Genomic DNA, 18,954 nt, shown 5'->3' with positions numbered 1-18,954 from the left:
GAGCCACTTCGACCGGAAGAACTACTTCTACCCCGACCTGCCGCAGGGCTATCAGATCAGCCAGTTCAAGGACCCGATCGTCGGCGCCGGCGAGGTGATCGTCGAGCACGACGACGGCTCGACCTTCACGGTGCGCATCGAGCGGCTGCACCTGGAGCAGGACGCCGGCAAGAGCCTGCACGACCAGGACCCCAACTCCACCTACGTCGACCTGAACCGGGCCGGCACCGCGCTGATGGAGATCGTCTCCATGCCGGACATGAGAAGTTCAGAAGAAGCCGCGGCTTACGTCAAGAAGCTGAGGACCATCCTGATCTATCTGGGCACCTGCGACGGCGACATGGAGAAGGGCAACCTGCGCGCCGACGTCAACGTCTCGGTTTGCCGCCCCGGCGACTACGAGAAGTTCCGCGAGACCGGCAGCTTCAGCTACCTGGGCACGCGCTGCGAGATCAAGAACGTCAACTCCTACCGCTACATCCAGCAGGCCATCGAGTACGAGGCGCGCCGGCAGATCGAGATCCTGGAGGACGGCGGCAAGATTGACCAGGAGACCCGCCTGTTCGACCCCGGCAAGGGCGAGACCCGCTCCATGCGCTCTAAGGAAGAGGCGCACGACTACCGCTACTTCCCCGACCCGGACCTGCTGCCGCTCGACCTGGACCCGGCCTGGGTGAAGGCCATCGAGGCGACCTTGCCGGAGCTGCCGGACGCCAAGAAGGCCCGCCTGCAGTCGCAGTATGGCCTGACCGCCTACGACGCCCAGGTGCTGATCACCGAGCAGGCGAGGGCGGATTTCTACGAGGCGGCCGCCAAGGGCCGCGACGCCAAGCTCACCGCCAACTGGGTGACCAACGACCTGGCCGCGCGGCTGACCGCCGGCGGGCTGGACATCGCCGACAGCCCGATCAAGCCAGGCGGCATTGCGGAACTCGTGCAGCTGATCGAGGAGGGGGTGATCTCCTCCAAGATCGCCAAGGAAGTGTTCGAACGCATGTGGGCCGGCGAAGGCCGCGCCCGCGAGGTCGTCGAAAAGCAAGGGCTCCAGCAAGTCTCGGACACCGGCGCGCTGGATGCGATCATCGACAAGCTGATCGCGGACAACCCCGGCCAGGCTGCCCAGGTGAAGGACAAGCCCCAGGCCATCGGCTGGTTCGTGGGCCAGGTGATGAAGGAGACCGGCGGCAAGGCCAACCCGGGCGTCATCAACCAGATGCTGCGCACCAAGCTGGGGCTGGGTTAGGAACCCTAGTAGGGCACCACGTCGAACACCTGGCCGGTCATGGTCGAGACCAGCGCCATGCCGCCAGGCACCCGCACCCACTCATAGCCGCGTGGCGGGGCCCGCAGCCGGAAGCGGCCGTAGTCCTGGATTACCTGGCCGCCGGCTTGCGGCGGGAGGAAGCCGCCGCGGTGCGGCGGCGGCGCATAGGAGCCGCGAGGCGGAGCATAGGCGCGCGGATCGTAGCGCTGCTCATAGCGCGGCTCGGCCCGATCCCCGCGTCCGCCGCCGCGCTCATAGCCGCCGCGGTATTCGCCGCCGCCGCGATACTCGCGCCCACCGCCGCGCTCTTCGCCCCCGCCACGCCAGACCTGGGGCGCAGGCGCGCCGCGCCCGCCGCCCTGCCAGCGGCCATCGCCGCCGGGACCGCGCTGCTCAGGCCGGCCGCCGTCTCCGTGGTCCTTCGCCATGGCCGCGCCGGCCGTAGCCAGCGGTGTGGCTGCGAGCGCGGCGGCGGCCAGGACGGAGATCAGGCGTCGCATGTCGCCAATCATCCTCAAAAACGCGTCCTCGGTCGATGCTTACAATGTCAGCTACGCCTGAACTGCGCCTGAACGAACGCCGCTCAACCGCCGTTCGACGCCGCACGCCTTGCCTGCCATGCCCCGGCCGGATGACCTGCGACCTTTTAACCACTGCGGCAAGATGAAGGCAGGACAACAGTGACCTTAACCATGTGTTCAGCGTGGGTCCTGTTTCCTGCCCTTGCGATAGGCCGATCAGGTTTCCCAGAACGGGGGTCCGGCGGCCGCAAAAGGGACAAGGTCATGCTTGCGCAACTGCAAGTCGCCAAAGAGGGTCTTCCGCTGCCGGGCGCGCAAGCCTCCGGCGACGAACTCTTCCGCCTGGGTCTGCTCTATTCGACCGGCCAGGGCGGGGCGCCGCTGGATTATGTTTCCGCCCACATGCTGTTCAACCTGGCCGCCATGCGCGGGTCGGTCGAAGCCAAGGTCTACCGCAAGGAGCTCTCGGAAGAGATGGCCTCCCTCGATGTGGCCGAGGCGCAGCGCCAGGCCCGCGAGTGGCTGGCCCGGGGCTGAGCCCCTTGGCTTCCGCCTGAGGGCGGCCTCCGTTCGCCGTCCGGCTCACAGCCGTCTAGGCAGAGCCGCGCGCGTCGGCTAGAAACCGCGGTCCCAGCAGGGGCCGGTTGCGCACCGGCTGCACATGGGCATTGAGGGCCTCCGAAATACCGGAGCGTTTTCAATAAGGTGACGTGGCCGAGTGGCTGAAGGCAACGGTTTGCTAAATCGTCATACCTGAAAGGGTATCGAGGGTTCGAATCCCTCCGTCACCGCCATCCTGCTTCGCTCTGCGAGCTTCGCAGGATCGACCCCCGACAATTCGCGACGCGACCGGCAGCGGGCGTCTAGGCCCGAGCCGCCGACGCTTGGGCAGGCTCGGCCGCGCCCTGCTCCAGGGCCTGCTCCATGGCCGCGAATAGGGTGGCGACGTCGATCGGCTTGGGGACCATATCGTCCATGCCGACGGCCTCGTACTCGGCGACCTGATGGGTCATGGCGTTGGCGGTGACGGCGATGATCGGCGTTCGGGCGCGACCGAGCGCCCGTTCGCGCTGGCGGATCGCCCGGGTGGCGGCGACGCCGTCCATCACCGGCATCTGGATATCCATCAGGATCATGTCCCAGTCCTGGGTCTCCCAGGCCTCCAGCGCCTCGCGGCCGTTCTCGACCATGGTGGGGACGATCCCGGCCTGGGCCAGCAGCGCCTTCAGCACCAACTGGTTGGTGGCGTTGTCCTCGGCGGCCAGCACGCGGATCTCGCGGGCGTCCGCCGGCTCGGACGAGCCGGCGGACCGCCCGGCGTCGGGGGCGACCGCAGCCGGCTTCAACGGCAGCCGCACGATGAAGGTCGAGCCTGCGCCGGGCTCGCTGACGGCCTCGACGGTCCCGCCCATGAGGTGGGTCAGCTCGCGGCAGATGGCCAGCCCGAGGCCCGCGCCGCCATAGCGGCGGGTGCGGCCGGTGTCCGCCTGGAAGAAGCCGTCGAACAGGTGTTCCAGGTCCTCGGGCGCGATGCCGACGCCGGTGTCGTCGATGCGGAACACCACGGCGCCCGCCTCTCGCGCCACGCTGAGCGTAATGCCGCCGCCCTCGGTAAACTTCACCGCATTGTCGGCCAGGCTGTAGAGGATGCGCCGGATGCGCGCGGAGTCGCCCTCATAGCGGCCGCGCGCCGCCTCATCGATCGCGAACGAGAATGACAGGCCCTTCTTGTCGGCCAACGGCTGGTAGGCCGACACCGCGCCACGCACCAGGTGCTCGAGGTCGAACTCGGCCACTTCCAGCTCGAGGGAGGAACTCTCGATCTTGGAGAGGTCCAGGAGGTCGTTCAGCACCGCCAGCAGGCCCTCGCTGCACCGGCGGATGATCTTGACCCGCTCGTGCTGCAACTCGGTCAGCCGCTCGGTGGTCAGCGCCTGGGCCATGCCCAGCACGCCGTTCAACGGCGTGCGCAACTCATGGCTCATGGTGGCCAGGAAGTCGGACTTGGCGCGGTTGGCGGCCTCGGCGGCGCGCTCGCGCTCCTCGGCGGCCTGGCGCGCGCTCATCAGCTCCATCCAGGCCCCGGCGAGCTGCGCCCGCGCCGACCAGAACTGCACGCCGAACAGGACGAGGGTGAAGCTGGCGGCGAACGCGCCCAGCAAGTGATGCTGCGCCAGCGCGATCCGCGCCTGGGCGTAGGCCACCAGGCCCAGGATGACCATGTAGGGCGACAGGCTGGCCAGCAGGATCCAGCGCGCGCGGTAGTAGCGCATCAGCACGTGCACCATAGACACGGTCATCAAGGCGAAGGCGAACAGCCGCTCAACCGGGCCGCCCTTGACGATCAGGACGAAGGCGGCGAGCGCGTAGAGCGAGGTGGCCAGGATGCGCAGCCACGGCGCCCACCGGCCGGCGGCGTGCGCGAACCGTCCGCCGCGCGCCACTTGATGAAGCAGCAGGTTCTCCGTCGTGAGCACGACGAACGCGGCGAGGGTCCAGGCCAGCAGATTGGGCGCCGGGACAACGCCCAGACCGGTCACGACCACCATGATGAGGCCGGTCGCCTGCACCACGATGTTGCGGTTGGCTTGGATGGCGAAAGCGACGGCGTGCGGCAGGCCGGCGGCCGTCGTCGGTGACTGTCCTGGGCGGGGAGACATCCGTTGGGGACTCCTCTCGATCCACAGGATGATTCAAAATGCCTGACGTAAGGTTACGACCGATAGTTGCGTTGGCCGGGTCGCTTGCGGACCTCAGGTGACCGCCGCGCGGGTGCGGAACTGCGGCTGGTCCCAGGCCCGGGCGCCGAGCACTTCCGCCAGGGCCTGGGCCGCGTCCCAGACCTCGGCATAACTCAGGAACAGCGGCGAGAAGCCGAAGCGCGCGATGTCCGGCGCGCGGAAATCGCCGACGACGCCGCGGGCCATCATCGCCTGGACGATCGCATAGCCCTCCGGATGGGCGAAGGCGACGTGCAGGCCCCGCGCGGCCGCCTCGCGGGGGGTCGCGAGCCTGAGCTCGCCATCGCCGGCGCGCGCCTCGACCTCGCCGATGAACAGGTCCGCGAGCGCCAGGCCCTTGGCCTCGACCTGCGCAGGATCAGCTTCCAGTTGCAGGTCGATGCCGGCCTCCAGCGCCGCCAGGCCCAGGATCGGCGGGGTGCCGGTGATCTGGCCGCGGATGTCGGCCGCCGGACGGTAGCCGTCCTCGAAGGCGAAGGGCTCCGCGTGGCCCATCCAGCCGGTCAGCGGCGAGCGGATCGCGGCCTGGTGGCGCTCGGCCACGAACAGGAAGGCCGGCGCGCCCGGACCGCCGTTCAGGTACTTGTAGCTGCAACCCACCGCGAGGTCGGCGGCCGCCCCGTTCAGGTCCACGGCGACGGCGCCCACGCTATGGCACAGGTCCCAGAGCGTCAGCGCGCCCTTCGCATGGGCCGCGGCGGTGATCCTCGCCATGTCCCAGCGCAGGGCCGACTTGTAGTGGATATGCGTCAGCGCCACGACGGCGGTGTCCTCGTCGATGGCGCCGGCCAGGTCCTCGGCGGCCACGGTCCTCAGCCGGGCGCGGTCACCGAGCAGGGCGGAAAGGCCCTGCAGGGCATAGAGGTCGGTGGGGAAGTTGCCGGCCTCCGAAAGGATGGTCGTGCGGCCGGGCCGCAGCGACAGGGCGCCCGCCGCCAGCTTGAAGAGGTTCACCGAGGTGGAGTCGGCGACCACCACCTCGCCGGGCGCAGCCCCGACCAGCCGGGCGATCTTGGCCCCGACCCGCAGCGGCGCATCGATCCAGCCGGCGGTGTTCCAGCTGCGCACCAGGCCTTCGCCCCATTCGGCGCGCGAGGCCTGCGCCAGACGTTCGTGGACGGCGACGGGCGGCGGGCCGAGGGAGTTGCCGTCCAGGTAGATCACCCCCGCCGGCAGGGCGAAGGCCGCGCGGAACCGCGCCAGCGGGTCGGCGGCGTCCAGCGCCTGCGCGTCCTCGCGGGTCACGGATGCGGTCCTGGACTTCGGCGAGGCATCGGGAGTTCTTAGTGCGCGCCGCCGCCCGCAGGAAGGGTCAGCGCTGGGCGAGCTGTATGCGTCCTGCCGGCGCCTTGGCGTCAAGCTCGGCCAGGAGCGGAGCGTCGCGGCGGTAAATGTCCTGGGCCAGGGCGATGCCGCCGGCGTGGGGCATGGCGGTGAAGTAGGCGATGTAGACGGGGATCGGCTCGGGAAGGTCGACCCTTTGCTCCGGCGGGCCGTCCGGTTGGGCCGGCGGATCCCCGCCCAACAGCCGGCGGGCGAGCCCCATGGCGTTCGAGAGCCGCACGCAGCCGGCGCTGAAGGTCCGCTCCGCATAGTTGAAGACAGTCTTGTCCGGTGTGTCGTGCAGATAGACCCCGAGGCTGTTGGGCAGCATCAGCTTGACCGCTCCCATCATATTGCCGGGGCCTGGCAGCTGGCGCATGCGAAGCGTTTGGCGCCCCGCGGCGACGGCGGCCCAATCGACGGCGGCGGGATCGACGACGCTGGCCTGGTCCGACCAGTCGGAGAGGATCTCCATCCGCTGCGCGGCGAGGTAGCCCAGGCCATGTTGCAGCACCTTCGGAGCGAAGCTGTCCCGCACTAGGTCCGGCGGCACGTTCCAGTAGGGATTGAACACCGCGTAGCGGATCATCCCGGCCATCAGCGGCGTCGGGTTGCTGAGCTTGCCCACGGCCACCGGCATGGTCTCGCGGACCTTGCCGTCGTCGTAGAGCCAAAGCTGGGCCGAGGCGGCGTCCACCAGAACGAAGCGGGCGTCGGCGTAGGGCGGCAGCGCCCTGGCCCTGGCGAGGTTGATGCGCAGCCGGCGCGCGTAGACGTCCTGCTGGGGCGCCAGCGGGTTTTCGGCCCTGTAGGCGGCCAGGGCCGTGCGAAGGCCCTGGTAGACGGGGTTCATCGGGACGAGCTGGGCCAGGTGCTGGCTCAGCGAAGGCGCACGCGCGGCGCGCTGCAGGGCGGTGCGTGCCGTCAGGGGGCGGGTGAGCGCCGGATCGGTGATCAGTAGTTCGGCCGAGGGCGGCGGGCTGCGCAGATCGACGGCGTAGTGCGCGAACGCCCTCGAAAGCGCCAGCTCGGTGCGCGCCGCATCGACGGCCGCGTCGCCCTGCAGGTGGGCCACGGCAGCGGCGAGGCGATCTGCGCCATAGGCGCGCGGATCAAGGCCATCGCCGTCGGCATGCTTCAACTGCGCCACGAGGGCGTAGGCTTCCGGACGTGGCTGCGAGCCGGCGAACCACAGGGGCCGATAGCCGCGCTCGCGATAAACCGAAGAGAAGTCGGCCGCGTCGTCCGCCGCCAGCTCGGCGCGTAAGGCGTCGCCAATCGCCCTGTCCGAAGCCTCGACGGCCGCGATCGCCCGCGGGCGGCCTCCGAGATCCTGAGAAGGGGCCAGGGCGAGGACGCTCGCCAAGGCCAGCAGTCCGACCGGGCCAAGGCCCTCATCGGTGTCCGGCCGCGCTCGCGCCCTCGTCCCGCCGAGCGGTGTTTGCGTCAGCCGCGCTCCCCGGCCTGCTGGGTTGAACTGGTCGCCGCAGTGTCGGTGGCGTTCTGCGACGCGCTGCTTGCCGCATTGGGGTTGCTGGTGGCCGGGCTGGAGCCCGCGCTGTTGGAGGAGCTGCCGGTCGGTTGGTCGCCGCCCGTCGCGGAGCCGGTTGAACCTGAACCGGTCTGGGCGATGGCGACGGACCCAAGCAACAGCGCTGCGCCGGCGCCGGCGATCAAGATCTTCTTCTTCATGACGAAGTCTCCTGCGTCCCTGATGGACCGACTTCAACCGGCCTGAAGGGACGGAGTTCCCGCGATTGCCCGGTTTGCCGCCCGCGCAATGCCGCTTGGCGAGTTGCGGGGCAGATGGTCTAGTCGTCGCGCGCTGTCGGGACGGCCGGGGGCAGCGCCCCGGCGGCGAGGCCGACGTTGGGGAGTCCGATGCTCAAGACCCTGCTCATGAAGACGCCGCTCTATCCGGTGGCGCGCAGCGCCTACCAGGCGGTCTTCAAGCCGGAAATCGCGGCCCACAAGGCGCGCATGGGGGCGTTCTACAGCCAGTTCTTCCAGCCCGGGATGCGGGTCTTCGACGTCGGCGCCAACCAGGGTGAGTATTCGGAGATCTTCGCGCGCGAAGGCGGCCGCGTGCTGGCGATCGAGCCGAACACCGCCTTCGCGCCGCGCCTGACCGCCCTTTCGCACATGTTCGACATCGACCCGGTGTTCACCGCGATCGCCGAGGCGCCGGGCGAGGCGGAGCTGAACGTCTGCAGCACGCCCGGCTACAGCACCCTCGTGGACCGCCATGCCGAATGGATCGAGACCTCCCCCGACTACGCGGACGTGAGCTGGACCCATACCCTGAAGGTGCCGGTCACGACGCTCGACCTCCTGGCCAAGGAGTTCGGGGAGCCGGAATACGTCAAGATCGACGTGGAGGGGTTCGAGATCAACGTCCTGCGGGGCATGACCTTCCGGCCGCGCTACGTCAGCTTCGAGTTCGGCGCACGCCGCAAGGCGCCCTCGGTCGAATGCCTGGAACACCTCGGGGCCCGGAATTACCGATTCCGTCCGATCGTCGGTCGCGAATACCGCTATGCGACGCCCGAGTGGATGGACCTCGCCGGGGCGAAGGCGTGGCTGGAAGGGTTTTCGGTCGAACAGGCCGAATATGGCGACATGTTCGCCAGCCGGGCTTAGCACGGCATCGAACGCGCGACGGAAGCCCCAGGGCGCCCAGATCGGCAGTCACCTGGCCCAGCGCCGCTCCCGATTTGCCCGACGCGTGTTGGCGGCAGAGACGGGCCAATGCGTACCAGGGGCTGTCGGCGCGCTTCCGCAGCCAGCGCCAGTCGGTCTCGATGGCGGGCGGCTGACGGCGTGGCGGTGGCTGTGCTTAGATGCCGCCCGCGGAGCGGGACAGCCCTCGGCATTTGAAACGAAGCTGATTTGGCGCGGGCGCAGACCCGCCCTGGGGGGATTTCCAGCATGAGCAAGCCCATTCATCTCGCCCTCGCCTCGGCGCTCGCGCTGACGCTGGCGACCGCCGCCGCCGGCGCCCCCGCAAAACCGGCCGCCGAGGCCGTCGCCGCCGCGCCCTATAGGTGGCCGGGCCTGGCGCCGGGCGCCGTGGAGGAAATGGCGGCCATGCGTGACGGGGTGAAGCTCGCGGCCAACGTCTTCAAGCCGGCCGGGACCGGACCCTGGCCGGTGGTGATGACCCGCACACCCTATCTGAAGGACGGCCGGATAGACAAGGAGCACGACCCCGACGGGTCGAAGCGGCGCGAGGCGCTGGTCAAGCAGGCCAAGCATTACACCGACGCAGGCTTTGTCTACGTCCTGCAGGACGTCCGCGGCAAGGGACGGTCGCAGGGCTTCTATGCGGCCTTCGAAAACGATGTCGAGGACGGCTACGACAGCGTCGAATGGGCCGCCGCCCGGCCCTGGAGCAACGGCAAGGTCGGCCTTTCCGGCGGCTCCGCCATGGGCATCACCGCCAACGAGGCGGCCATGGCCGCCCCGCCGCACCTGAAGGCCGCCTACGTCGTCGTCGCGCCCTACGACCTCATGCAGAACAGCTACATGGGCGGCGTCCTGAAGGAGAAGGACGTGCTCGGCTGGTCGAAGGGGCAGGGGGTCTCGGACGAGGTGCTGAACACCCAGCGCCGGCGGGTCGGCGACGACATTTTCTGGAACCGCGCGGCGATGAGCACCAACCGCAAATACATCCAGATCCCGATCTACAACGTCGGCGGCTGGTACGACATCTTCGACCACGGCAACGTTTCGAACTTCGAATACCTGCAGAATCACGGCGCCAAGGGCGCGCGGGGCAACCAGAAGCTGCTGATGGGCCCGTTCGGCCACGGCGCCCTGAGCGGCGATCTGGAATATCCGGGCTTCGACCGCCTGAACCTCGCCGGCGACCAGGAGCTGCGCTGGTTCGACTACTGGCTGAAGGGCGTCGACAACGGGATCATGGATGAGCCGCCGGTCGGCTACTACATGATGGCCGGGGCCGAGAAGGGCCAGCTCTCGCCCAAGAACCGTTTGCTGACCTCGGCCAACTGGCCGCCGGCCAACCGCGAGGTCCGCTACTACCTGACCCCAGACAAGGTGCTGTCCGGCAAGGCCCCGAGCGGCGACGGCGTGAAGGTCTCCTACCGTTTCGATCCGGCCGACCCGGTCCCGACCGTCGGCGGCGCGAACCTGACGTTCGAGCGCGGGCCCATGGACCAGCGCGCGATCCCGGCCCGGCAGGACTATCTGCGCTTCCAGACGCCGGCGCTCGACAAGGACGTGACCATCGCCGGACCGGTGAAGGTCGAGCTCTACGGCGCCACCGACGGCCTCGACACCGACTTCATGGCCAAGCTCGTCGACGTCTACCCGGACGGCTACGAGGCGCTGGTCCTCGACGCCCCGGTCCGCGCCCGCTTCCGCCACGGCCGCATGCCGGACGACGTCAGGATGATGACCCCCGGCGCGCCGGAGGAGCTCGACATCGACCTATGGTCGACGGCGATCACCTTCGAGAAGGGCCACAGGATCGCGCTGCACATCACCTCGTCCAACAGCCCGCGCTTCGAGGTGAACCCCAACACCGGAGAGGCGCCCGGCGAGCACAGGCAGGCCCCCCGCGTCGCCGCCAACACCGTCTATATGGACGCCGCCCACCCCTCGGCCCTGGTGCTGCCGGTGGTCTATCCGGACGGAAAGTAGGCCGCGTACCGGACGGTTCGGAAGGGCGTTTAACCTGCCGGACATCAGCCCTGCGGCACGTTGGGCATGCACCGTCGGAGAGGGGCCATGGCGCGCAAATCGGCAGGGGATCGGGCCAAGAGGCAAGCGCTCGACAAGGGCCTGAAGGCAATGTTCCGCGCGGTGGAGCAACGGCCTGTGCCTGACCGGATCCTGTCGGTCGCCGAGCAGCTGGACGAAGGCGCGGCGGACCCGGCCAAGAAGGCCGGCTAGGCCCGGGCCGCCACCGGCAGGGTCTCCAGCGCCATGACGTCGGTGGCGTCTTCGGCGTCCATGATCTTGAGCAGGCGGGCGCGGGCCCGGTTGACGCGGCTCTTGATGGTGCCGAGCGCGCAGCCGCAGATCTCGGCGGCCTCTTCGTAGGACAGCCCGGCGGCGCCCACCAGGATCAGCGCCTCCCGGTGCTCGACGGGGAGTTTCTGCAGCGCGGTCTGCAGCGAGCGGATCGCGACGCTCCAATCCTGGGTCGGCAGGGCCTTCAGGGTTCCGGCGTACTCGCCGCTCTCGTCGCGCACCTCGCGGCGGCGGCGCAGGACGTGGGTGTAGTAGGTGTTGCGCAGGATGGTGAAGAGCCAGGCGCGCAGGTTGGTGCCGGGTTCGAACTTCTCCCGATTGGTCCAGGCCTTGATCAGGGTGTCCTGCACCAGGTCGTCGGCGTCCGATCCGTTGTGGCTCAGGGACCAGGCAAAGGCCCGCAGCGCCGGGATCAATGCGACGACTTCATCCCGCCAGCTGGACGTCGCGGTCATCACGCCCTCGATACGACTTCCGGCGACAGGGCGGTTCGCACTCTGCTTCTCCGGCGCTCGGGGAACGCGAGGCCGACGGTATCCGTTCCGGCTCCTGGTCTGCTGGAATCGTCGCTTTTTTCGGAACGCTGGTTGCCGGCCCGGTTGGCGCCGCAGCTTCGAGTGCTTAGGTCTGGCGCCGCGGGAGAGACGCGTCCGGGTTCCGGGCGCGGAGAGGAGGCATATGGCCCAGTCCGACGATCCGCAGGCGCCCCCCAAGGCGCTGTCGCAAACGCGCACCACGTGGTGGGGCCCCGGCCCCGCGTCGAGTGCGGTCCACCGCTACCGCGCGGTGCGCCAGGCGACCGAGGCGCTGACCCGCTCCCTGACGCCGGAGGACCAGCTCGCCCAGTCGATGCCCGACGCGAGCCCCACCAAGTGGCACCTGGCGCACACCACCTGGTTCTGGGAGACTTTCCTCCTCGGCCCGAGGCTGGCGGGTTATCGGCCCTTCGACCCGCGTTTCCACTACCTGTTCAATTCCTACTACGAGGCCTTGGGCCCGCGGCAGCCCCGGCCCGAGCGCGGCCTGCTCACGCGGCCCTCGCTGGACGACGTGCTCGCCTACCGGGCGCACGTCGACGAAGCCATGGGCCGGCTGTTGGCCGAGGGCGCGGGCGACTTCGCCGACCTGCTGGACCTGGGCCTCGCGCACGAGGAGCAGCATCAGGAGCTGATCCTGATGGACATCCTGCACCTGTTCGCCCAGTCGCCTCTGCAGCCGGGCTATGCGCCGCCGCGCGCGGCCCAGCACAATCCGCCGCCCGAACCGCTTCGCTTCGTGGGCTTCGAGGGCGGCCTCGTCCAGATCGGCCATGCCGGTGACGGGTTCGCCTTCGACAACGAAACTCCGCGCCACAGGGTCTGGCTGGAGCCTTTCGAGCTCGCCGATCGGCTGGTGACCAACGGCGAATGGCTGGCCTTCATGGCCGACGGCGGCTATCGGCGCCCCGAGCTCTGGCTTGCCGAAGGCTGGGCCTGCGCGCAGTCCAACGGTTGGGCGGCGCCGCTCTACTGGCAGGAAGGCCCTGAGCAGGACGGCGCCGGCTGGAACGCCATGACCCTGCACGGCCTGCGCCCGCTCGATCCGGCTGCGCCGGTCAGCCACGTCAGCTTCTACGAGGCCGAGGCCTATGCCGCCTGGGCCGGCGCGCGCCTGCCCACCGAAGCCGAGTGGGAGCACGCCGCACAGGGGCTGCCCGTCGCCGGCGCCTTCCGCGGCTCGGGCCGGCTCGAGCCGGCCGCGCCGCCGCCGGGCGCCGGCCTGCGCCAGATGTTCGGCGACCTCTGGGCCTGGACCCGCAGCGCCTACGCCCCCTATCCGGGGTTCAAGCCTGCCGCGGGCGCGGTCGGCGAATACAACGGCAAGTTCATGGCCAGCCAGCTCGTGCTGCGTGGCGGGGCCTGCGTGACGCCCAACGGCCACGTGCGGGCGAGCTACCGCAACTTCTTTTATCCGCAGCAGCGCTGGATGTTCTCCGGCGTGCGCCTGGCCCGCGATGCGTCGCGCAGCGCCGACGCGGAGGTGACGAGTGAGTTCGAGGCCGACGTGCTGGCCGGCCTTTCAAGGCCGCGAAAGACCGTCCCGCCGAAATACTTCTACGACGCCGAGGGCTCGCGCCTGTTCGAGGCGATCACTGAGCTCGCCGAATACTATCCCACCCGCACCGAGATCGCGCTGCTGCGCCGTATCGCGCCGGAGATCGCCAAGATCATCTCCCCTGGCGCGGCGCTGGTGGAGTTCGGCAGCGGGGCCAGCCTCAAGACACGGATCCTGCTGGACGCCGCGCCGCAGGTCGGGGTCTACGCCCCCGTCGATATCAGCCGCGCGGCCCTGGACGAGGCCGCGGCCGCGATCCGCCGGGACTATCCGAAGCTCACCGTGGCGCCGCTGCTGGAGGACTTCACCCGCGCGCTCACCCTGCCGCCCGCGGCGCAGGGCCGCCCGGTCACCGGCTTCTTCCCCGGCTCGACGATCGGCAACTTCACGCCCGAGGAGGCCCTGGCCTTCCTGGCCGGCGCCCGGACCCTGCTCGGCCAGGGCGCACGGTTCCTGGTGGGGATCGACCTAGTGAAGTCGCCGGACGTGCTGGTGGCGGCCTATGACGACGCGTTGGGCGTCACCGCGGCGTTCAACAAGAACCTGCTGGCGCGGATCAACCGCGAGCTGGGCGCGGACTTCGACCTAGACGCCTTCGCGCACCGCGCCATCTGGAACGCCGGCGAGAGCCGCATCGAGATGCACCTGGAAAGCCGCGAGGATCAGCAGGTGAGGGTGGCCGGCCGGAGCTTCCGCTTCGCGAAAGGGGAAACCCTGCACACGGAGAACTCCTGCAAATTCACCGTGCAGGGCTTTGCCGACCTGGCGCAGAAGGCGGGCTGGACGCTGGAAACCAGCTGGCTCAACGAGGAGCCCGCCTTCGCCGTTGTCTCGTTGATGGCCTGAGCGCTTCCCGGCGGGGACTTGTACAAGTCCGCCGACCAGGAAGCGCGACCAGGCAAAGACTCTAGGCTTCGCGGCCGCGGGTGCGGCCGCCGCCGCGGCTGGCTTCGCCGCCCTTGCGGCCGGCGGAGGCCGCCAGATCGCGGTCCTTGGCGAAGCTGCGCTTCTCGCCGGGCACGCTGGCTCCGCCCTTGCGGGCGATCTCGCGGCGGCGTTCGGGGTTCATGGCGGCAAAGCCTCGGCGGGCGCGGGGCTTGCCTGTGTCAGCGGTGGGCATTTGGGTTACGCTCCTCAAGGCGTCTTGTGGCGTTGCGGTTGGGCTAACCCGCAAGGCGCGGCCAAGGTTGCGTCCAAAACGGCGGCTTATTCGCGGCGAAGGTTGAGGATCGGCCCAAGCTGAACCGTTTTTAAGGGGGCGCCCCGCCTCGATCACAAGGGCGCGATCTCACAACCCTGGAGGCTCAGAGCGGCAGTTGGACCCGCACCGTCAGCCCGCCGCCGACCCTGTTGACCAGGTCGACGTCGCCGCCGTGGCCGCGGGCGATCGAGCGCACGATGGCCAGTCCCAGGCCGATGCCGCCGGTCTGCCGGCTGCGGGAGGGCTCGCGGCGATAGAAGGGCTCGAAGACCTTCTCGCGGTCGGCGGTCGGGATGCCCGGACCGTCGTCGTCGATCTCGACCACCGCGTTGGCGGCGTCGCGGAACACCCGCGCCCGCGCCCGGCCGCCGAACTTCACGGCGTTGTCCAGCAGGTTCGAGAACAGCCGCCGCAGCGCCATCGGATCGCCCTCCAGCACCACCTTGTCGCCGGACTCCACCTGGGTGGAAGCCCCGGTCTCGGCCATCTCGTCGCACAGGCTTTCCAGCAGGGACGACAGCTCGAGCGGCGTGCGTTCGCCGGGCCGGCTCGCGTCGCGCACGAAGGTGAGCGCCGCGGAGATCATCGCCTCCATCTGGTCGATGTCGTTGGACATCTTGGCGCGCTGGTCGTCAGGGAGGCTCTCGATGCGGAACCGCAGGCGGGTCAGCGGCGTGCGCATGTCATGGGCGATGGCGCCGACCATGGCGGTGCGATCCTCGACGTAGCGCCGCAGGCGCTCCTGCATGTCGTTGAACGCGCGCACCGCCACGCCGATCTCCGCGGGGCCCTTCAGCACCAGGGGCTCGGCGCTCGGGTCGCGGCCCAGCCGCTCGGCCGCGTCGGCGAACAGCCGGATCGGGGCCGACAGCCGGCGGGCGAAGATGTAGGCCACCGGCGCCATGGCCAGCGCCGACAGCACGAACCACAGCGCTATCCGCCGTTGCCAGAGGCTGAACCCGAACGCCCGCTGGGGACGCACGACGGTCCAGCGGCCGTCCGGCTGCCGGATGCCCACGTCGAACGGCGCCACCAGGAAGTGCTCCTCGCGCACGCCCTCGCGGGCGATGCGGTCGCGGATGATGCGGAACACCCGGCGGTCGGCGAAGGGGCCGCCCCGGCTACCCAGCACGACGCGGTCGACGGACACGCCGAGGTCTTGGGCGAGCTTGACGCGGATCGCCGGCGCGGCGGCGCCGTCCATCGCCGGTCCGGGCGGACGCGAGGTCGTCCGCACCTCCAAGGGACGGCGCTCCGTGAAGACCGGCGGGGGTCCCTTGATGGTCTGTTCGATCTCGGAGAGGCGGTAGAAATCCGGATTGGGCGGCGGCAGGTTGAACAGCAGGAAGAGGCTGATTGCCTGGGCGGCCACCAGGGTCAGGCCGGTCAGCGTCGCCAGCTGGATGAACAGCGATCCGGTCGGCCTGGCGCCGCCGAGGCGGCTCACCCCGCTTCGCTCCCGGCGGAGCTTCGCAGGACGGGTCCTGCATAGCCCTGGCGAAGGAGGAGGCGACCGAGGATCATGTGCGCTTCACCTTGGCGGTGAACATATAGCCCTCGTTGCGGATGGTGCGGATCAGCTCGTGGCCGCCGCCGCCGTCGTCGAGCTTACGCCGCAGCCGGCTGATCTGCACGTCGATCGCCCGGTCGAAGGCGTCGGAGTCCGGCCCGCGCGCGAATTCCAGCAGCTGGTCGCGGGTCAGCACCCGCTGCGGCCGCTCCACGAAGGCGCGGAGCAGGGAAAACTCGCCCGACGACAGGTTCACGACCACGCCCTGCGGCGAACGCAGCTCGCGGCGCACGAGGTCGAGCCGCCAGCCGGCGAACTCGCAGCCCGCGCCCACGCCGCCGGCGGCGCTGCGCTGTTCGGCGCGGCGCAGCACGGCCCGCACCCGCGCCAGAAGTTCGCGCGGGTTGCAGGGCTTGGCCAGGTAGTCGTCGGCGCCCAGTTCAAGGCCCACGATCCGGTCGGTGTCCTCGCCCATGGCCGACAGCATGATGATCGGCGGCCCGCCCTCGCCGTTGGCGAACCGGCGGCAGATGGCCAGGCCGTCCTCGCCCGGCAGCATGACGTCGAGCACGATCAGATCGACGGGTCCGCGCTCCAGCGCCTGCTCCATCTCGATGGCGTCGCCGGCGGTGTCGACCTTGTAGCCGTGCTTGCCCAGGAAGTCCGAGACCACGTCGCGGATGCCGGGGTCGTCATCCACCATCAGGATGCGGGCGCCCGTGCTCATGTCGAGAATTTGCTCCATGGTCCAGACGTTGGCTGCAGCGGGTAACGTCCAGATTTCGCGGTTGAAATCACGAGTGCGACAAGACTGCGTCGGCGACGAAGGGATTGGTGCGCCGCTCCTGGCCGAAGCTCGACATCGGCCCGTGCCCCGGCACGAAGCGCACGTCGTCGCCCAGCGGCCAGAGCTTGCCGGTGATGGCCGCGATCAGGTCGGCGTGGTTGCCCCGTGGGAAGTCCGTGCGCCCGATCGAGCCCTGGAACAGGACGTCGCCGACCTGGGCGAAGCGGGCCTCGCGGTGGAAGAAGATCACGTGGCCCGGCGTGTGGCCGGGGCAGTGGTAGACCTCGAACTCGGTCTCGCCCAGTGTCACCTTGTCGCCGTCCTGCAGCCAGCGGTCGGGCGTGAAGCTGCGCGCCTCCGGCATGCCCCACTTGGCGCCCGACGCGTCGATCTGGTCGATCCAGAAGGCGTCGTCGGGGTGCGGCCCCTCGATGGGGACGCCGGTGGCCTCCTTTAGCGCCGCCGTGCCGCCGGCGTGGTCCAGGTGGCCGTGGGTGATCCAGATCTTCTCGAGCGTCAGGCCCTGGCCGTTCAGCGCCTCCAGCAGGCGCGGGACTTCGCCGCCAGGATCGATCACCGCGGCCTTCAGCGTCTTGGCGCACCAGACGATCGTGCAGTTCTGCTGCAGGGGCGTCACCGGCGCGATCAGGGCGCGGATCGGAGGCGGGGTTTGCGAGCCGTCCAAGTTTGCTCCTCGAAGCAGTGGCGGGGTGGCCGGATTTTCCCCTTAGAATAGGTCCGGCGCCCGAATTCACAACAAACTCCGGCAGGTGGGGCAAAATGCGTGCGCGAGCGGACATTGCCCGCGCACGCCGTCGCCGCTAGCGTGCCGCCAAACGCCCGGTGGGGGCGCATGCGAGTCACAACAGGGATTTGCCAAACATGGCGAACGCTTCAGGGGTAGGGCGCATCTTCCTGCGCAAATCGGTCGGCCAGATCCAGGCCGAGCACGAACACGGTGAGCTGAAGCGCTCGCTCGGCGCGCTGAACCTGGTGCTGCTGGGCATCGGCTGCATCATCGGCACCGGCATCTTCGTCCTCACCGGCCGCGCGGCCGCCCAGTTCGCCGGGCCGGGGATCATGATCTCCTTCGTGATCACCGGCACCCTCTGCGCCTTCGTGGCGCTCTGCTACGCCGAGCTCGCCTCCGCCCTGCCGGTCTCAGGCTCGGCCTACTCCTACACCTACGCCTCGATGGGCGAGGGGGCGGCCTGGGTCATGGGCCTCCTGCTGCTCTTGGAATACGGCCTGGCGGCCTCGACCGTGTCGGTCGGCTGGTCCGGCTACTTCGTCAGCCTGATGAAGGACATCGGCGTGCTCATTCCACCCCAATTCACGGCGGCCCCTGGGGTGGCCGTCAAGGACGCGACCGGCGCGGTGATCGGAACCGGTGTCATGAACCTGCCGGCCATCGTGATCATCGGCCTCGTGACCCTCCTCCTGGTGCGTGGCGTGACGGAATCGGCGACCGTCAACAACATCATCGTCGCCATCAAGCTCACGGTGGTGATCGCCTTCATCGTCATCGGCATCAAGTACGTGCACCCCGCGAACTGGGCGCCGCTGGTGCCGGCCGAGATCCCCGCCCGGCCGCCGGGCGCGAACATGGACATGCTGCACCAGATCGGCCGCGCGCTGGGCGCTGTCGTGACCGGCGACACCTCCCACAAGTATGGCATCGGCGGGGTGATCCACGGGGCGGCGGTGATCTTCTTCGCCTATCTGGGCTTCGAGGCGGTCTCCACCGCCGGCGCCGAGTCGCGCAACCCGGGCAAGGACATGCCGATCGGCATCCTGGGCGCCCTGGTCATCTGCACCATCCTCTACATCCTGACGTCGGCGGTGCTGGTCGGCATCGTGCCCTACAACCTGCTCGACGTGCCCGCGCCGATCGCGCTGGCGACGGACATGATGGGGCTGAAATGGTTCTCGGTGCTGGTGAAGATCGGCGCCATCGCCGGCCTCTCCAGCGTCATGCTTGTGCTGCTCTACGGCCAGACGCGGATCTTCTACACCATGAGCCGTGACGGCCTGCTGCCGAGCGTCCTGGCCACCGTGCACAAGAAGTTCTTCACGCCCTGGATCAACACCATCATCGTCGGGATCGCGGCGATGGGCGCGGCGGGCTTCCTGTCGCTCGACGCGCTCTCGGACCTGTCCAACGTGGGCTCGCTGGCGGCCTTCACGCTCGTCTGCATCACGGTCATCTACCTGCGGGTCAGCGAACCCGGCCTGACGCGGCCGTTCCGGACGCCGCTCTATCCCGCCGTGCCGATCTTGGGCGCGATCATGTGCCTGGTGCTGCTGATGAGCCTGATGTCGACGCCGGCGACGCGCAACTTCTTCCTGGGCTACCTGCTGGTCGGGATCGTCGTCTACTTCGCCTACGGCATCCGGACCTCCAAGCTCGGGCGCGGGATCGTGGTCAAGGGCCACGAGCCCGAGCCGTTCGTCGACCTGCCCAAAGACGGCGTCTGATCGCGGCGGCTGACTGAGCCGGCGGCGTCGGCCATAT

17 protein-coding genes and 1 tRNA gene are annotated in these 18,954 nt (G+C 69.5%); 8 read left to right on the top strand and 10 right to left on the bottom strand.

All coding sequences use genetic code 11. The annotated features are described in order from the left end of the window. The coding region (gatB, locus tag JWP28_RS16150; RefSeq protein WP_299544500.1) for an Asp-tRNA(Asn)/Glu-tRNA(Gln) amidotransferase subunit GatB at window positions 1-1,243 on the top strand (1,243 nt) is incomplete at its 5' end. Between the two features lie 5 nt (window positions 1,244-1,248). Here gatB and JWP28_RS16145 read toward each other — a convergent pair. Then, window positions 1,249-1,764, bottom strand: a complete 516-nt coding sequence (locus JWP28_RS16145) for an RcnB family protein (protein ID WP_299544499.1) — start codon at window positions 1,762-1,764, stop codon at window positions 1,249-1,251. Between the two features lie 285 nt (window positions 1,765-2,049). On the opposite strand from JWP28_RS16145, the gene JWP28_RS16140 reads away from it, so the two are divergent. Continuing rightward, window positions 2,050-2,322 carry a sel1 repeat family protein gene (locus tag JWP28_RS16140; protein WP_299544498.1) on the top strand — a complete coding sequence of 91 codons (273 nt, stop codon included), beginning with the start codon at window positions 2,050-2,052 and terminating at the stop codon, window positions 2,320-2,322. A 167-nt stretch (window positions 2,323-2,489) separates the two neighbouring features. Continuing rightward, window positions 2,490-2,579: transfer RNA gene (locus tag JWP28_RS16135), tRNA-Ser, on the top strand. 69 nt (window positions 2,580-2,648) lie between these two features. Here the strand turns inward: JWP28_RS16135 and JWP28_RS16130 are convergent. The 4 genes from JWP28_RS16130 to JWP28_RS16115 form a co-directional block, all read right to left on the bottom strand. Next, window positions 2,649-4,445, bottom strand: coding sequence for an ATP-binding protein (locus JWP28_RS16130; RefSeq protein WP_299544496.1), 1,797 nt, complete (start codon window positions 4,443-4,445; stop codon window positions 2,649-2,651). A gap of 93 nt (window positions 4,446-4,538) precedes the next feature. Then, window positions 4,539-5,771 (bottom strand): kynureninase, encoded by a 1,233-nt coding sequence (gene kynU / locus JWP28_RS16125; RefSeq protein WP_299544495.1) that lies wholly within the window; start codon window positions 5,769-5,771, stop codon window positions 4,539-4,541. A gap of 67 nt (window positions 5,772-5,838) precedes the next feature. Next, entirely contained in the window at window positions 5,839-7,215 is a 1,377-nt protein-coding gene (locus JWP28_RS16120) for a L,D-transpeptidase family protein (RefSeq protein WP_299544493.1), read from the bottom strand. A gap of 80 nt (window positions 7,216-7,295) precedes the next feature. Continuing rightward, window positions 7,296-7,541: a hypothetical protein gene (locus JWP28_RS16115; RefSeq protein ID WP_299544491.1), complete on the bottom strand. Its 246-nt coding sequence runs from the start codon at window positions 7,539-7,541 to the stop codon at window positions 7,296-7,298. A 189-nt stretch (window positions 7,542-7,730) separates the two neighbouring features. Here JWP28_RS16115 and JWP28_RS16110 point away from each other — a divergent pair, with 189 nt between their 5' ends. The 3 genes from JWP28_RS16110 to JWP28_RS16100 all read left to right on the top strand — a co-directional run bounded on the left by JWP28_RS16110 (window position 7,731) and on the right by JWP28_RS16100 (window position 10,766). Then, window positions 7,731-8,489, top strand: a complete 759-nt coding sequence (locus tag JWP28_RS16110; RefSeq protein WP_299544489.1) for an FkbM family methyltransferase — start codon at window positions 7,731-7,733, stop codon at window positions 8,487-8,489. 288 nt (window positions 8,490-8,777) lie between these two features. Continuing rightward, on the top strand, window positions 8,778-10,514 hold the full coding sequence (locus JWP28_RS16105; RefSeq protein ID WP_299544488.1) for a CocE/NonD family hydrolase: 1,737 nt from the start codon (window positions 8,778-8,780) through the stop codon (window positions 10,512-10,514). An 87-nt stretch (window positions 10,515-10,601) separates the two neighbouring features. Beyond that, a complete protein-coding gene (locus tag JWP28_RS16100) occupies window positions 10,602-10,766 on the top strand; it encodes a NepR family anti-sigma factor (protein WP_299544487.1) in 165 nt (54 codons plus the stop codon). Here the strand turns inward: JWP28_RS16100 and JWP28_RS16095 are convergent. Next, window positions 10,763-11,302, bottom strand: a complete 540-nt coding sequence (locus tag JWP28_RS16095) for a sigma-70 family RNA polymerase sigma factor (protein ID WP_299544485.1) — start codon at window positions 11,300-11,302, stop codon at window positions 10,763-10,765. The genes JWP28_RS16100 and JWP28_RS16095 overlap by 4 nt on opposite strands. 223 nt (window positions 11,303-11,525) lie before the next feature. Between JWP28_RS16095 and egtB the strand changes: the two genes are divergently transcribed. Beyond that, window positions 11,526-13,787, top strand: a complete 2,262-nt coding sequence (gene egtB, locus JWP28_RS16090) for an ergothioneine biosynthesis protein EgtB (protein ID WP_299544483.1) — start codon at window positions 11,526-11,528, stop codon at window positions 13,785-13,787. A gap of 61 nt (window positions 13,788-13,848) precedes the next feature. Here egtB and JWP28_RS16085 read toward each other — a convergent pair whose 3' ends face one another. From JWP28_RS16085 to JWP28_RS16070, 4 genes are all read right to left on the bottom strand, one after another. Next, entirely contained in the window at window positions 13,849-14,061 is a 213-nt protein-coding gene (locus tag JWP28_RS16085; protein WP_299544482.1) for a general stress protein, read from the bottom strand. Window positions 14,062-14,245: 184 nt separating this feature from the next. After that, window positions 14,246-15,589, bottom strand: coding sequence for a HAMP domain-containing sensor histidine kinase (locus JWP28_RS16080; protein ID WP_299544480.1), 1,344 nt, complete (start codon window positions 15,587-15,589; stop codon window positions 14,246-14,248). A gap of 73 nt (window positions 15,590-15,662) precedes the next feature. Next, complete coding sequence (locus JWP28_RS16075) at window positions 15,663-16,397, bottom strand: response regulator (protein WP_299544479.1); 735 nt, start codon at window positions 16,395-16,397, stop codon at window positions 15,663-15,665. A gap of 49 nt (window positions 16,398-16,446) precedes the next feature. Continuing rightward, window positions 16,447-17,124 carry an MBL fold metallo-hydrolase gene (locus tag JWP28_RS16070; RefSeq protein WP_299544476.1) on the bottom strand — a complete coding sequence of 226 codons (678 nt, stop codon included), beginning with the start codon at window positions 17,122-17,124 and terminating at the stop codon, window positions 16,447-16,449. Between the two features lie 197 nt (window positions 17,125-17,321). On the opposite strand from JWP28_RS16070, the gene JWP28_RS16065 reads away from it, so the two are divergent. Further along, window positions 17,322-18,917, top strand: coding sequence for an amino acid permease (locus JWP28_RS16065; protein WP_299544474.1), 1,596 nt, complete (start codon window positions 17,322-17,324; stop codon window positions 18,915-18,917). The last annotated feature ends 37 nt before the right edge of the window (window positions 18,918-18,954 follow it).

The organism is Phenylobacterium sp. (assembly GCF_028290885.1).
Lineage (GTDB): Bacteria > Pseudomonadota > Alphaproteobacteria > Caulobacterales > Caulobacteraceae > Phenylobacterium.
Note: the sequence above shows the minus strand (reverse complement) of the source record. Positions and strands in the feature narration are given on the sequence as shown.